At 75.1% G+C, this 14,381-nt stretch carries 12 protein-coding genes; 7 read left to right on the forward strand and 5 right to left on the reverse strand.

Annotated elements, in window-relative coordinates; translation table 11 throughout:
• Positions 1 to 20: 20 nt before the first annotated feature.
• The 3 genes from AAEM63_RS16770 to AAEM63_RS16780 are packed head-to-tail and all read right to left on the reverse strand — an operon-like array spanning position 21 to position 2,245.
• Positions 21 to 905, reverse strand: coding sequence for a sulfite exporter TauE/SafE family protein (locus AAEM63_RS16770; protein WP_341359364.1), 885 nt, complete (start codon positions 903 to 905; stop codon positions 21 to 23).
• Between the two features lie 55 nt (positions 906 to 960).
• Complete coding sequence (locus AAEM63_RS16775; protein ID WP_341359365.1) at positions 961 to 1,836, reverse strand: DUF3027 domain-containing protein; 876 nt, start codon at positions 1,834 to 1,836, stop codon at positions 961 to 963.
• A gap of 34 nt (positions 1,837 to 1,870) precedes the next feature.
• Positions 1,871 to 2,245, reverse strand: coding sequence for a cold shock domain-containing protein (locus tag AAEM63_RS16780; protein WP_123914989.1), 375 nt, complete (start codon positions 2,243 to 2,245; stop codon positions 1,871 to 1,873).
• A 392-nt stretch (positions 2,246 to 2,637) separates the two neighbouring features.
• Between AAEM63_RS16780 and AAEM63_RS16785 the strand changes: the two genes are divergently transcribed.
• Positions 2,638 to 4,458, forward strand: coding sequence for an SseB family protein (locus tag AAEM63_RS16785; RefSeq protein WP_341359366.1), 1,821 nt, complete (start codon positions 2,638 to 2,640; stop codon positions 4,456 to 4,458).
• Between the two features lie 12 nt (positions 4,459 to 4,470).
• Here the strand turns inward: AAEM63_RS16785 and AAEM63_RS16790 are convergent, their stop codons facing one another.
• Complete coding sequence (locus tag AAEM63_RS16790) at positions 4,471 to 4,842, reverse strand: VOC family protein (protein ID WP_341359367.1); 372 nt, start codon at positions 4,840 to 4,842, stop codon at positions 4,471 to 4,473.
• 40 nt (positions 4,843 to 4,882) lie between these two features.
• Between AAEM63_RS16790 and AAEM63_RS16795 the strand changes: the two genes are divergently transcribed.
• Positions 4,883 to 7,225 (forward strand): helicase-associated domain-containing protein, encoded by a 2,343-nt coding sequence (locus AAEM63_RS16795; RefSeq protein ID WP_341359368.1) that lies wholly within the window; start codon positions 4,883 to 4,885, stop codon positions 7,223 to 7,225.
• 6 nt (positions 7,226 to 7,231) lie between these two features.
• Here AAEM63_RS16795 and AAEM63_RS16800 read toward each other — a convergent pair whose 3' ends face one another.
• The gene (locus AAEM63_RS16800; RefSeq protein WP_341359369.1) at positions 7,232 to 8,428 is read right to left on the reverse strand and encodes an aminotransferase class I/II-fold pyridoxal phosphate-dependent enzyme; all 1,197 of its coding nucleotides are present in this window, start codon (positions 8,426 to 8,428) and stop codon (positions 7,232 to 7,234) included.
• Between the two features lie 79 nt (positions 8,429 to 8,507).
• Here AAEM63_RS16800 and AAEM63_RS16805 point away from each other — a divergent pair, with 79 nt between their 5' ends.
• The 5 genes from AAEM63_RS16805 (at position 8,508) to AAEM63_RS16825 (ending at position 14,343) form a co-directional block, all read left to right on the forward strand.
• Positions 8,508 to 8,897 carry a DUF2237 domain-containing protein gene (locus AAEM63_RS16805; protein WP_341359370.1) on the forward strand — a complete coding sequence of 130 codons (390 nt, stop codon included), beginning with the start codon at positions 8,508 to 8,510 and terminating at the stop codon, positions 8,895 to 8,897.
• Between the two features lie 5 nt (positions 8,898 to 8,902).
• Positions 8,903 to 9,403 carry an HIT family protein gene (locus AAEM63_RS16810; protein ID WP_341359371.1) on the forward strand — a complete coding sequence of 167 codons (501 nt, stop codon included), beginning with the start codon at positions 8,903 to 8,905 and terminating at the stop codon, positions 9,401 to 9,403.
• A gap of 109 nt (positions 9,404 to 9,512) precedes the next feature.
• Entirely contained in the window at positions 9,513 to 11,606 is a 2,094-nt protein-coding gene (locus AAEM63_RS16815) for a PhoX family phosphatase (RefSeq protein ID WP_341359372.1), read from the forward strand.
• A 169-nt stretch (positions 11,607 to 11,775) separates the two neighbouring features.
• Positions 11,776 to 12,633 (forward strand): Rieske (2Fe-2S) protein, encoded by an 858-nt coding sequence (locus tag AAEM63_RS16820; RefSeq protein ID WP_341359373.1) that lies wholly within the window; start codon positions 11,776 to 11,778, stop codon positions 12,631 to 12,633.
• A gap of 66 nt (positions 12,634 to 12,699) precedes the next feature.
• Positions 12,700 to 14,343 carry a DNA repair helicase XPB gene (locus tag AAEM63_RS16825; protein WP_341359374.1) on the forward strand — a complete coding sequence of 548 codons (1,644 nt, stop codon included), beginning with the start codon at positions 12,700 to 12,702 and terminating at the stop codon, positions 14,341 to 14,343.
• The last annotated feature ends 38 nt before the right edge of the window (positions 14,344 to 14,381 follow it).

Here is a 14,381-nt window from a genome sequence, read left to right on the forward strand (position 1 = left end):
GCACGCGGACCGAGCGGCGCTCATCGCAGGAGGTCCGGCACGGCCTGGGTCGCGGTCGCGACCGCGACGACGGCGAGCAGCACCGCGAAGGCGGTCGTCAGGCGGTGCGGCGGGGTGCGCGCGGAGAGCCTCGACCCGGCGAAGCCGCCCGCCATCGACGCCGCGGCGAACGCGACGACGGTTGCCCAGTCCACCGTCGGCAGGCTCTCGGTCCGACCGGCCAGACCGGTGAGCGAGTTGACGACGATGACCAGCAGCGAGGTGCCGACGGCGTGGCGCATGGGCAGACCGAGCGCGAGGACGAGGGCCGGCACGACCGCGAACCCGCCGCCGACGCCGAAGAAGCCGGTCAGCAGGCCCACCAGGCTCGCGGCCGCGACGACGAGACCCGCCCGCCGCAGCCGGGTGCGACGCCGCGGGTCGAGCAGCTCGGCGTGCCGGGCGACGTCCGGACCGGGCGCCAGGTCGGCGTCGTCGCTGCTCGCCTCCGGCTCGGCGTCCAGGGCTGCCGGTCCGGCCGGCGTCGCGTCCTCGCCCGACCGCGCGAGCGCCTTGCGCAGCATGAGCACCGCGACGAGCGTGAGCAGCATCGAGAACGCCGTCATGAGGACGGCGGGGTCGGCCCCGGCGGAGAGCCGCGAGCCGAGGAATGCCCACACCGCGCCGAGCAGGCCGAAGGTCAGGCCCGGACCCCAGCGGACGTTGCCGGCGCGCGCGTGCGAGACGAGGGCGACGGCGGAGGTCGCGCCCACGATGACCATCGACGCGGTCGCAGCCCCGTAGGGAGCCGTCCCGAGGAGGTAGACGAGGATCGGGACGGTGAGGATCCCGCCGCCGCCGCCGAGCGCGCCGACGACGACGCCGACGGCCAGGCCGATCGCTGCCGGGAGGAGGACCTCGGTCACGGCCTTCTCCGGCCCGCCAGGACGGGGACCGCCACCCCGGCCGGGGCGCCGGCGGTCACTCCTGGCCCGCGACGTCCTCGGTGGGGGCGGCGTCGTCCGCGACGTCCTCGGTCGAGGCGGAGGCCTCCAGAGCGGCCCCGATGACGGCCCCCACGTTCGCGGTGGCGACGACCTCGAGGTCCATCTCGTCCCGGACGGGGCGCGACGGCTGCCACAGGGGCTGCGCCTCGGGCGCGTGGGTCTCCGAGTGCGCACCGCAGCCGTGGTCGACCGAGACGACCCGGCCGTCGTCGGGCGCCCACTCGTTGCCGCACACACCGAACACGGTGCGGGGCGAGCCCGCCATCTTCATGAAGAAGCCGCAGGTGGAGCACTGCGCGGTCGCGGCCTTGGCGACCGGTGCGTGCGGGCCGTGGTCGCCCTCGTACCACCGGGTCATCGCCTGGGCACGGCCCTCGCGGGAGAGCACGCGGGCCCGGCCGAGCCCCAGCTCGTAGATGGCGAGCTCGTCGGCGTCCTCGCCGGTCGCCTCGTACCCCTGCTCGAGGCGCTCGTCGTCGGCGTCGTAGGGCAGGACGTCCCCGGGGCCCACGTCGCCCGGGCGGAGGCGCTCGGACCACGGCAGCCACTCCGGCGCCAGCAGGGCGCCGTCGCCGGGCAGGAGCTCGACCTCGCACACCGTGGCGACGCGTCCGCGCGGCGGCCGCGCGACCGTCACCGCCCAGTGCCACCCCCGGTAGCCCGGGACGAGGGACTCGAAGCGGTGGGTGACCAGCCGCTCGTCCTCGACGACCGCACCGCGGTGCTCCCCGACCTGGCCGGGCAGCGCCATCTCCTCGGCCGCCACCCGGGCGACGTCGACCGCACCCACGAGCACCGCCTCCTTGGCGGCGCGGACGGGGGTGCGGGGGGACGCGGTGGCTGCTGGCACGGTGTCGATTCTATCGGTCGGTTTCTCGGGCGGGTCAGGCGTCGAACTGGTCAGCGACGGCGCGCAGGAGCTGCGCCAGCTTCTGCCCGTTCTCCGGGTAGTGACCACGGTGGAGGCTGTTGGAGGTGCGGTCGAGGGTCTTGATGAGGTCCTCGACGATCGGGACCATGTCCTCGGCGGGCATCCGGTGCGCCTTGGCCACCGACGGCGGGGCCTCGACGACCGTGACGGACAGCGCCTGGGGACCACGACGGCCGTCGGCGATACCGAAGTCGACCTTCGTGCCGGGCTTGGGGGTGATCCCCGACGGGAGCGCCGAGGCGTGGAGGAAGACCTCACCGCCGTCGTCGGACGCGATGAAACCGAACCCCTTGTCGACGTCGTACCACTTGACCTTGCCGGTAGGCACGGTTCTTACCTCTTCTGTCGTCACGAACGAAAGCGCCGGCGGTCGCCGGCGCCACCGGTCCAGGGTAGCGGGGCGCCGAGCACCTCGCCGCCGCCTTCGCGCGCCACCGTGCCGTGCCGGCGAGCGAGTCCGGCAGGCCCGAGGCGAGCGAGTCTGACAGGCCCGAGGCGAGCGAGTCCGGCAGGCCCGAGGCGAGCGAGTCCGGCAGGCCCGAGGCGAGCGAGTCCGACAGGCCCGAGGCGAGCGAGTCCGACAGGCCCGAGGCGAGCGAGTCCGACAGGCCCGAGGCGAGCATGTCCGGGCGGGCCGAGGCGAGCAGCTCCGGCGGGGCGGTAGCGCGGCGGCGGACGGTGCGCGAGGCTGGAGGTGACCGCGTCGCCCGGAGGATCTCGATGGCCGAGACACCGCTCACCCGCCAGGCCGCCCTCATGAAGGACCTGGGGATGTGGGTCCACCGCGCCTCGGCGCCGGGCTGGGACGAGATCCGGCTCCTCCTCAAGCCGGTCGGTGAGGCCGTCCACGTGCGCATCGAGGAGGTCCGGGGCCAAGGCTCGGTCGTCCGCACCGGCGAGCTGGCGCCCGGCTCGCAGGCGTACTCGGACGTCCACGAGCTGCGGGACCTGCTCTACGCCCACCCGTCGGGAACCTGGCACACCTTCCTCATCCACCTCCACGCCCGTCACTGGCCCGCGCCCACGGTGGCGGTGGACGGCGTCGCGGACTACGACGACGAGCCGCCGCACTGGGAGGAGGGCGAGGGCGCCGACCTCTCCGCCGAGGACCTCCTCGAGGACTACACGACCTACCCCCGCACCCGGGAGGCGACGCCGGAGTGGGTGGTGCGCCGGGTCGCCGAGGCCGGGCTGCACCTGCCCTACATCCCGGCGGACGAGTCGACCCCCGGGCGGTGGCCGGTGGTCGACGCCGGCTCCCTGGGCGGGGCCGACGGTCCCGGCGCTCCCGCGCCGCGGGCGGTGACGGACACCCGCTCGGGCCACCGCCACGTGCCCCGCCTCGCCGCGCCGCCCGAGCGGCTGACGGTGCTCGTCGACCGCGACGGCATCCCGTACGAGGACGGCCGCCGCCCGCAGCAGCACCGTCGGACGTTCCCCGGCGGCGCCTCGGTGCTCGAGATCCTCGACGGCCTCGGCCTGCCCCTGGAGTTCGTCGACGGGCACGGCACCTGGATGGTCGTGCGCGGTACGAGCGGGGCGGACGGCGCACACACGCTGGGCGTGGTGGTCCAGGAGGGCCGGGGCGCGGTCGCGCACGTGACGACCGACCTCGAGCCCTGGCAGCTGGCCGACGAGGAGGGCGAGCTCGCGCTCTACTACCGCTCGGTACCGGGACCGCCCGCGGAGGTCGTGGCCGCCGCGGAGCTCGACGAGATCTGGACGCCGACCCGGCCGCGCGGCGCGGTGGCGGACAACCTGCCGGTGCGGCGGGCGCTCGAGCGCTACTCCGCGGCCCCCGGCGCCGACCGCGGCCTCGACGTCCTGCGGCAGGCGCTGGGCGGGCAGCTCCTCCTCGACTGCACGGGCACCGTGCTGGGCCCGGACGGCAAGCCCACCAGGGTGGTCGTGAACTTCGTGACGGCGCCCGACGGCGAGAAGGCCCTGCCCGCGTTCACCCACCACTCCGAGCTGGTGGCGTTCCGCCGCGACGACGACGGCGCCGCCCGGTCCCTCGTCCAGCCGGCCCACGGCGTGCTGGAGTTCTTCGTGGCCGACGGCGACGCCGCCTGGCTCTACATCAACCCCGCCGGCCCGCCGCTAGGCATCCACCGCGACCAGGTCGAGCTCGCGCTGCGGCCGGGGCACAACGCGGCGGTGAAGAACGCACTCATGGGCTGCGGCCCGACCGGCGTCCCGCTCGGCCCGCACCACGATCGTCCGCCGTCGATGCAGGTGCTCTTCGACGCGCTGCGCACCGAGGGCGGGTTCCTCTTCCTCGGCGACCGGACTGCCGCGGGCCCCGGCACCGGCACCGGCACCGGCACCGGCACCGGCACCGGCACGCTCCTCGCGTACAGCTCGGCGGTCGAGGTCGCCGCGTACGACCGCTCCCTGCCCTTCCGTCGGACGGAGGTCCGCCGGGTGCTGGAGCAGGTGGTCTCGGACGGGCTCGACGTCCTGCGCATCAACCCCGGCGGGCCGCAGGCGGAGATCCCGACCGAGCAGGTGCGCCGCTTCCTGGGGCTCACGCCGGCCTGAGCCGCAGCGCCCTCACTCGCAGTGCGAGAGGGCGAGCTTGGTCCCGCCGGGATCCCGGATGATCGCCAGCCACACCCCGGGGGCGGCCTGGGTCGGCTCGAGGACGGTCTCGCCGCCCAGGTCCTCGACCCGCTCCAGGGTGGCGCCGAGGTCGTCGACCTCGACGTAGGGCAGGACGTCGCCGGGCTCGAGCACCTCCCGCACCGGGGCGAAGCCTCGCCGGAGGTCGGGGAACCCGCCGCTGAGGGCCCCGTCGTGGAAGGAGGTGTACCCCTCCTCCTCGTGCACGTCGGTCCGCCACCCGAGCAGGGCGCCGTAGAAGGAGGCCGATGCCGCGGGGCTGGCGCTCGCGATGTCGATGTGTCCGATCCTGCGGGGGCCCATGGACGCAGCACCGTAGCGGACCGGTCGTAAGGTGGGACGGATGTCCAGGACCAGCGGCGACGCCGATCCCCGCACGCCCGGGCGGCGCAGCGCCACCACGGAGCAGCTCGCGACGGCGCTCGCCGCCCGCACCGACGCCGAGATCGCCGACCTCCTCGCGGTCCGTCCGGACCTGGCCGGCCCGGTGCCGCCGTCGCTCACGGCGATGGCCGCCCGCGCCTCCTCGCGTCCAAGCGTCGAGCGGGCCCTGGCGCTGCTGGACGCCACCGAGCTCGCCGTCGCCGAGGCCGCCGTCGCCCTCGCCCCGGTGCGACGGCCCACCACCGCGGCGCTGACCCGCGCGACCGGCCTGCCCGCGCAGGCCGCCCACGCCCGGCTCCACGAGCTCGGCCTGCTGGTCAAGGACCTCCCGGTCGCCGCGCTCGCCGAGGCGCTCGGACCCCACCCGGCGGGCCTGGGCCCCACCCTGGGCGAGCTCGACGCCCTGCTGGGCCCCGCGGAGGCACCGACGACGCGGGCCGCCCTGCGGACCGCCATGACGGGTGCGCCGGAGAGCGCCGTGCGCACCCTCGAGGCGATGACCTGGGGACCGCCGGTCGGCACCGCCGCCACGCTGCCGGAGGGCGCCGCATGGCTGGTCGCGCGCGGCGTCCTTCGTGCGCTCTCGCCCACCCAGGTGGTCCTCCCCCGCGAGGTCGCCCTCGCCGCCCGCGGCGGCCTCACCCACGCGGTCCCGCCGGCCGCGCCGGACCTCGGCGACGCCCGGCGCGTCCCGCCCACGGTCGTCGCGGCCGAGGGCGCCCGGGCCGCCGAGGAGGTGGTCCGGCTCGTCGTCGCGCTGCTCCAGGCCTGGCAGCACAGCCCCGCCACCGTGCTGCGGACGGGCGGGGTGGGTGTGCGTGAGGTGCGGCGCACCGCTGCGGCCCTCGAGGTCGGCGAGGGCGACGTCGCCCTGCTCGCCGAGCTGGCGGGGATGGCCGGCCTGCTCACCCAGGACGGTGACGAGCAGGTGGCGTGGGCGCCCGCACGCACGGCCGCGGACTTCCTCGAGGACACGGTCTCCGAGCGCTGGGCGGCCCTGGCCGCGGCCTGGTTGGACTCGGCCCGCACGCCGTGGCTGGTGGGCACCCGCTCGGAGCAGGGGACGCTGCGGGCGGCGCTGGAGCCCACGCTCGAGCGGGGCTGGGCGGCGGGGCTGCGCACCCGGGTCCTCGCGGCACTCGCCTCGCTCCCCCCGGGCACCGCCCCGACGGCCGCCCAGGTCCGGGCGCTCCTCGCGTGGGAGCGGCCGCGCGCCACCGCCCCGGAGCCGACGGTCGCGGCCGTGCTCGCCGAGGCGGAGCGGATCGGCCTCACGGGCGCCGGTGCGCTGACCGCTGCCGGGCGGGCTCTCCTCGACGGCGCCCCGGCCGACGACGTCGCCGCCGCCCTGGAGGAGGCGCTGCCCGAGGCCGTCGGCGAGCTCCTCGTCCAGGGTGACCTCACCGCCGTCGTCCCGGGCCGGCCCGTGCCCGAGCTGGCCGACCTCCTGGGGCTGTGCGCCTCGGTGGAGTCGCGCGGCTCGGCCCTGACGGTGCGGTTCACGGCGGAGTCGCTCCGCCACGCCCTCGACACCGGTTACGGCGCCGACGAGCTCCTCGCCGGGCTCGCCGGCTACTCCCGCACGCCGCTGCCCCAGCCCCTGGAGTACCTCGTGCGCGACACCGCCCGCCGCCACGGGCAGGTCCGCGTCGGGGCTGCCGGGGCGTACCTGCGTGTCGACGACGCCGGGGCGGTGGCCGGCCTCCTCGGTGACCCCACGCTACGTGCGCTGCGTCTGCGCACGATCGCCCCGACGGTGCTCGTCTCCCCCGTCCACCCCGGGGACGTCCTCGACGTCCTGCGCGAGGCCGGGCTCGCCCCCGTCCTCGAGGGCAGCGACGGTGCCGTCGTCCTCGACCTCGGCCCCGGCGGGATCCCGGGTGGTGCGCCCCGGCGCGGTGGGCGGAGCGGGCGCGGGTCCCGGCGCACCGCCGGGCTGCCGACCTATCCCGGCGCGGCACCCACGACCTACCTGCGCCGCACCCCGCCGACCGAGCTCGGACCGGTCGTGGCGCGCATGCGGGCGGGCGAGGAGCAGGCTCGCCGCGACGCCGCCCGGCACGCCGGCGACGCCCCGCCGGCCACCGACCCGGTGCACGCCCTCGCCGTGCTGCGCGAGGCGGCGCGGGCCGGCACACCGGTGGAGATGGTCGTCGTCGGCGCGCTGGGGAAGCCGGAGCGGCGCCGTGTGCAGCCCGTGAGCGTCGACGGCGGCCGGGTCCGGGCCACGGACCTCGAGCGGGACACCGAGCTGACGGTGGCGGTGCACCGCATCTCCGCCGTCGCGCCCGTGGCCCGCTGAGGCGCGTCAGCGCGCCTGGAACCGGACGATCCGCTCGACCGCCTCGGCCACGTTCTGCCGCCCGGCCGCGAAGGAGAGCCGGACGAAGCGCGAGCCGTGCACGGCGTCGAAGTCCGTCCCGGGGACCACCGCGACCCCCTCACGCTCGAGCAGCTCGGCGCACCAGTGTGGGGATCCCTCGAAGCCGTCGAGGTTGTGCCCGAGGTCCGCGTAGAGGTAGAACGCACCGTCGGCCGGGGCCACCGGTCCCCAGCCGAGCCGGTCGAGCTCGCCGAGGAGGACCGCGCGGGTGCCGGCGAACCCGGCGACACGTGCGTCGGCCTCGGCGTAGGCGTCGTCGGTGAAGGCGCCGAGGCCGGCCACCTGCGCCGGGGCGGGCGGGCAGAGCGCGACGTTGCCGGCGAGGGCGTCGAAGGCGGGAGCGAGGTCGGCGGGCATGAGCGCCCAGCCGAGCCGCCACCCCGTCATCCCCCAGTACTTGCTGAAGGAGGAGATGACGATGCCGGTCCGGTCGAGCTCCCAGGCGCTGACCCCCCGCGGGTCGGGCGCCCCTGCGGGCGGGTAGGTGATGCCGTGGTAGATCTCGTCGCTGACCAGCCGGACCCCGTGGGCGCCGGCCCACGACGTCAGGGCCTGGAGCTGGTCGCGGCCGATCATCGTGCCCGTGGGGTTCGCCGGGGAGGCGACCACCAGCCCGTCGACGGCGCCGGTGCGCGCGACGACGTCGTCGAGGACCTCCGGGGTGGGCTGGAAGCCGACGTCGGGGCCGCAGTCGATCTCGACGACCTCGCACCCCAGCGCGTGGAGGATGTTGCGGTAGGCGGGGTAGCCCGGGCGGGCGAGGGCGACCCGGTCACCGGCGTCGAAGGCGGCGAGGAACGCCAGGACGAAGGCGCCGGAGGAGCCGGTCGTGATCGCGACCTCCTCGGGGGCGACGTCGAGGCCGTACCAGCGCCGGTAGTGCCCGGCCACCTCCCGGCGCAGGCTCCGCAAGCCCAGCGAGCTGGTGTAGCCCATGTCTGACCGGGCCGTGTGGGCGCGCGCGGCGAGCTGCTCGACGTCGGCGGGGGCCCCGCCTGACGGCTCCCCCGCGCACAGGGAGATGACGTCCCGGCCCGCGGCCCGCAGCTCGGCCACCCGGTCGAGGATGTTCATGACCTCGAACGGCGGCACCGCCGCCCGGCGTGCGACCTTCAGCGTCATGCCCGCTCCCCTCTCGACACGGCCAGGTTCCCACACGCGGGCCGTGGGCAGGACGGGCGATCGCTGCCATGATCTGGCCATGGCCGATCGCAACGTCCTGGGCGGGGAGCTGGCCGAGTGCGGGAGCGACCCCGTCACGGGCTACTACCGCACGGGCGGGTGCATGGCCACGCCGGAGGACCTGGGCAACCACAGCATCTGCACGGTGATGACCGAGGAGTTCCTGCGTCACCAGCAGGAGGTCGGCAACGACCTGGTCACCGCCCGCCCGGAGTGGATGTTCCCGGGGCTGCGGCCCGGGGACCGCTGGTGCGTCGTCGCGCTGCGCTGGTGGCAGTCGTACGAGGCGGGCGTCGCCGCCCCCGTCGTGCTGGCCGCCACGCACGAGCGCGCCCTCGAGGTGGTGCCGCTGGAGATCCTGCGACAGTTCGCCGTCGACGTGCCCGACGACGCCTCCTCCCTCGCGTAGGCACCGTGGACTGCCTCTTCTGCCGCATCGCCGCCGGGACCGAGCCGGCCCACGTGGTGCTCGAGACCGACGACGTCGTGGGCTTCCTCGACACCCGGCCGGTCTTCAAGGGCCACACCCTGGTGGTGCCGCGCCGCCACGTCGTGACGCTGCCCGACCTGCCCGACGAGCTCCTCGCCCCGTTCCTCGGCGCCACCCGGGCCGTGGCCGCCGCGATGACCTCGGCGCTCGGCGCCCAGGGGTCCTTCGTGGCGATGAACAACGTCGTGAGCCAGAGTGTGGCGCACCTGCACGCCCACGTCGTCCCGCGCACCAAGGGCGACGGTCTGCGCGGCTTCTTCTGGCCGCGGAGCCGCTACGACGACGACGAGGCCCGGCAGTACGCCGACCGGCTCCGCGGGGTCCTCGGCCGGGCCGACAGGCCCGCGGCGGGCCAGGACGCGGCGCACCCCGGCGGAGCCGCAGGCCGGGGACGAATCCTTGACACCCCCGACGCCCCCTGGTGAGGATCGGTCGTCCGAGGGCCGGGTATCGGACGAACCCGGACAGACCGGCACCGTCGCCACTCCCTCGGACCGTGCGCACCGTCGCGCACCCGAGTAGATGGAGGACGTGATGACCGAGACCATCCCCACCCGCCGGCTCCTGCCGCTGCTCTCCGCCCACACCGGGGGCCGTTCCGCGCTGACCTGCCGCTACCGCTGCGGCAACGCCTGCCTGCACGAGCCGACGAACCCCTCGGACAACGCGTACTTCGGGGACGTCGTCACGCGCGCCCTGTCGCGGCGCAGCGTCCTGCGCGCCGGCGCCGTCGTCGCCCTGGCCGGCCTCGCCGCGCCCGCGCTCGACCGTCAGAGCGCCGTCGCGGCACCCGGGCGGGCGGGCGCACCGCCCGCGCCGGGCCTGCGGTACACCCCGGTCGAGCCGAACACGGCCGACGCCGTGCACACACCGGGTGGGTACCTCCAGCAGGTCGTCGTCCGGTGGGGCGACCCGCTGTTCCCCGACGCCCCGGCCTTCGACCCGATGAACCAGACCGGGGCCGCGCAGGCGCGCCAGTTCGGCTACAACAACGACTTCCTCGGGCTGCTGCCCCTTGGCGGCGACGACCACCTGCTGTGCGTCAACCACGAGTACACGACCGAGGAGATGATGCTCCCCGGCTACGACCCCGCCAGCCCCACCCTCGAGCAGGTCAAGGTGGGCTGGGCGGCCCACGGGCTGAGCGTCGTCGCCGTCACCGGGAAGCACCAGGGCAAGCGGTCGGGCGCGCTGGACGTCGTCGTCGGCCACCCCCTGAACCGGCGGTTCGTGACCTCGCCGACCCTCACCGGTGAGGACGGGACCTCCTCGGCGTTCGAGCTGAGCGGGCCCGTGGCGGGCACGGAGCTGGTCCGCACCGGCGCGGACCCCGCGGGGACGACGGTTCACGGCACGCTCAACAACTGCGCCGGCGGGCTGACGCCGTGGGGCACGTGGCTCAGCGGCGAGGAGAACTTCGACCAGTACTTCGCCAACCGCTCCGCCGTCACCGAGCCCATGGCCGCGGCGAGCCTGGCCCGGTTCGGCGTCCCCGCGGGGGCCTCCGAGCGGAAGTGGGAGTGGTACGACGACCGGTTCGACCTCGCGAAGGAGCCGCACGAGCCCAACCGCTTCGGGTGGATCGTCGAGATCGACCCGTACGACGCGACGTCGACCCCGCGCAAGCGCACCGCCATGGGCCGGTTCAAGCACGAGGGGGCCAACGTCGCCCTCGACCGCGGCAACCGGGTGGTGGCCTACATGGGCGACGACGCCCGGTTCGAGTACATCTACAAGTTCGTCTCCCGGGACGCCTACCGGGCCGGGGACGACGCGCACAACGGCACGCTCCTGGACAACGGCACCCTGTACGTCGCGCGGTTCGAGGGCGACTCCCCGGGCGAGATCGACGGGACCGGCACGCTGCCCACGGACGGCGAGTTCGACGGGACCGGCGAGTGGCGCCCGCTCGTCACCAGCTCCGACGGCGTGGCCACCTCCCACGTGCCCGGCATGACCGGTGTCGAGGCGCTCGTCTACGCCCGGGAGGCCGCGGACCTGGCCGGCGCCACCAAGATGGACCGCCCCGAGGACGTGGACGTCAGCCCGAAGACCGGCGTGATGTACGCGGCGCTCACGAACAACACCGCCCGCACCTTCGCGCAGGTGGACGAGCCCAACCCGCGGGCGTTCAACAAGTTCGGCCAGGTGCTCGAGCTGGCGCACGTGAACGGCGACGCGACGGGCGCGGCGTTCGTGTGGCGGCTCCTGCTCGTCTGCGGCGACCCGGAGGACCCGAGCACGTACTTCGGCGGCTACGACAAGAGCGAGGTCTCGCCGATCTCCTGCCCGGACAACCTCGCCTTCGACAAGTACGGCAACCTGTGGGTCTCCACCGACGGTGCGGGGAGCAGCATCGGGGTCAACGACGCGCTGCACGGTGTCGCCGTCGACGGCACCCGCCGGGGCGAGGTCCGCACCTTCCTCACGGTGCCCCTCGGGGCCGAGACGTGCGGACCGATCGTCACCGACGAGCGGGTCATGGTCGCCGTCCAGCACCCGGGCGAGGCCGACGGCGCCTCGTTCGAGAACCGGGTCTCGAACTGGCCGGACGGTGGGGACTCCCTGCCGCGGCCGTCCGTCGTGACGGTCTGGCGGGCGGACGGGAAGAAGATCGGCCACGCCTGAGGCCCAGGCTCTGCCGAGACCCGCCGGGCTCGGGGTCCTCCGGTCCCCGGGCCCGGCCGCTCGAGCACCTCCGGAATCCGTGGGCGGGCGGTAGCCGTACAAGGGGCGAGCGTGTCGGATCGTCGCTACGCTCGCGGGCACCCTGGCAACGGCGGAGGTGGAGGCAGCGATGTTCCTCACGAAGGCGGTCCACAAGCTCGAGCAGGCCTCGGCGATCGACCCCGTGGTCGAGACGGTGACCAAGGTCGTGAACGGGATCCTGCCACCGGGGCCCGTCAAGGACGCCCTCCACGGCCGACCGCTGGGACACGCGCTGCACCCCCTGCTCGTCGCCCTCCCCATCGGGCTCAGCACCGGTGCGTCGATGCTGGATCTCACCGGCGGTGAGCGCTACCGGCCGGCGGCGCAGCGCCTGGTGGGCGCGGCGGTGCTCTCGGTCCTCCCGACGGCGGCCTCCGGCCTCGCGGACTGGTCCGAGCTCGGCTCGTCGAAGCGCCCCAAGCGCGTCGGGCTCGTCCACGCGAGCTACAACGTCGTCGCCACGAGCCTCTACGCCGCGTCCTGGCTCGCACGTCGGAGCGGCCACCACCGCCGCGGCGCCCTTCTGGCACTTCTCGGCGCGGGTGGCCTCGCCGCGGGCGGGTACCTCGGCGGGCACCTGGTCTACTCCCAGGGCGTGGCCGTCAGCCGCAACGCCGACCGCACGCCGAAGCCCCGGAAGTGGACGGACGTCGCGCCGGTGTCGGACCTCGACTCCGGGACGCTCCGGATCGACGTCTCCGGGCAGCCCGTGATGATCACCCGGCAGGGCGGACGGCTCTACGCTCTCGGCGCCGTGTGCAGCCACCTCGGCGGCCCCCTGGACGAGGGCGACATCACGGCGGAGGGCTGCGTCGTCTGCCCGTGGCACGGCAGCACGTTCCGGCTGGACGACGGCTCGGTCGCCCGGGGCCCGGCCTCCGTGCCCCAGATCGCCTACGAGGTCCGGACGGTCGGCGACCGCCTCGAGGTGCGCGCCAAGGACTGACCCCCGTGACCAGGCGCACGACCCCCCGGCGCGACCAGCACCCCGCGCCCGGGTGACAATGGTCGGATGCCCGACGGCCCCCTGATCGTCCAGTCCGACAAGTCACTCCTCCTCGAGGTGGACCACCCGCGCGCCGGCGAGGCCCGGCGGGCCATCGCCCCGTTCGCGGAGCTCGAGCGCGCACCCGAGCACGTCCACACCTACCGGCTCACCCCGCTCGGCCTGTGGAACGCCCGGGCCGCCGGGCACGACGCCGAGCAGGTCGTCTCCGCCCTCATCGAGTTCTCCCGGTACTCGGTGCCGCACGCGCTCCTCGTCGACGTCGCCGAGACGATGGACCGCTACGGCCGCCTCCAGCTGCTCAAGCACCCCACCCACGGGCTGGTCCTGCACGCCCTCGACGTGCCGGTGCTCGAGGAGGTGCTGCGCTCCAAGCGGGTCAAGGGCCTGGTGGGCGAGCGGCTGGACGCCGAGGACGTCGTCGTCCACGCCTCCGAGCGCGGCCACCTCAAGCAGGTGCTGCTCAAGCTCGGCTGGCCCGCCGAGGACCTCGCCGGGTACGTCGACGGCGAGGCGCACCCCATCGCCCTGGAGCAGGAGGGCTGGCACCTGCGCCCGTACCAGGAGGAGGCGGTGGAGACCTTCTGGCACGGCGGCTCCGGCGTCGTCGTCCTGCCCTGCGGTGCGGGCAAGACCCTCGTGGGTGCCGGCGCGATGGCGCGGTCCTCCACGACGACCCTCATCCTCGTCACCAACACCGTCTCGGCCCGCCAGTGGCGCGAGGAGCTCGTCCGCCGCACGTCGCTGAGCGAGGACGAGATCGGCGAGTACTCCGGCTCGCGCAAGGAGGTCCGGCCGGTGACGATCGCGACCTACCAGGTGCTCACCACGAAGCGGAAGGGCGTCTACACCCACCTCGAGCTCCTCGACGCCCACGACTGGGGTCTGATCCTCTACGACGAGGTCCACCTCCTGCCCGCGCCCATCTTCCGCATGACGGCGGACCTGCAGGCCCGCCGCCGGCTCGGCCTCACCGCCACCCTGGTCCGGGAGGACGGCCGGGAGGACGAGGTCTTCTCCCTCATCGGGCCCAAGCGCTACGACGCGCCCTGGAAGGACATCGAGGCCCAGGGCTACATCGCGCCCGCGAGCTGCGTCGAGGTCCGCCTGACCCTGCCCGAGTCGGACCGGATGGTCTACGCCACCGCGGAGCCCGAGGAGCGGTACCGCCTCGCCGCCTCCGCGGCGGGGAAGACGCGGGTGGTCCGCGAGATCCTCGCCAAGCACCCCGGCGAGCAGACCCTCGTCATCGGCCAGTACATCGACCAGCTCGAGGAGCTCGCCGAGTCCCTGGGCGCCCCGCTCATCACGGGTCAGACCACCGTCACCGAGCGCCAGCGGCTCTTCGACGCCTTCCGCGCGGGCGAGGTCCAGGTGCTCGTCGTGTCCAAGGTGGCGAACTTCTCCATCGACCTGCCCGAGGCCTCCGTGGCCGTGCAGGTGTCCGGGTCGTTCGGCTCACGCCAGGAGGAGGCGCAACGGCTCGGCCGTCTCATGCGGCCCAAGTCCGACGGGAAGTCGGCGCACTTCTACGCCGTCGTGGCCCGGGACACCGTCGACCAGGACTTCGCCGCCCACCGGCAGCGGTTCCTCGCCGAGCAGGGCTACGCCTACACCATCGTCGACGCCGAGGACCTCGCCACGGCCTGAGCGTGCAGGTCGTGCGCCGATTGCGCTGTCGGAGGACG

The sequence above is a fragment of the Georgenia sp. M64 genome (genome assembly GCF_038049925.1).
Classification (GTDB): Bacteria; Actinomycetota; Actinomycetes; order Actinomycetales; family Actinomycetaceae; genus Georgenia.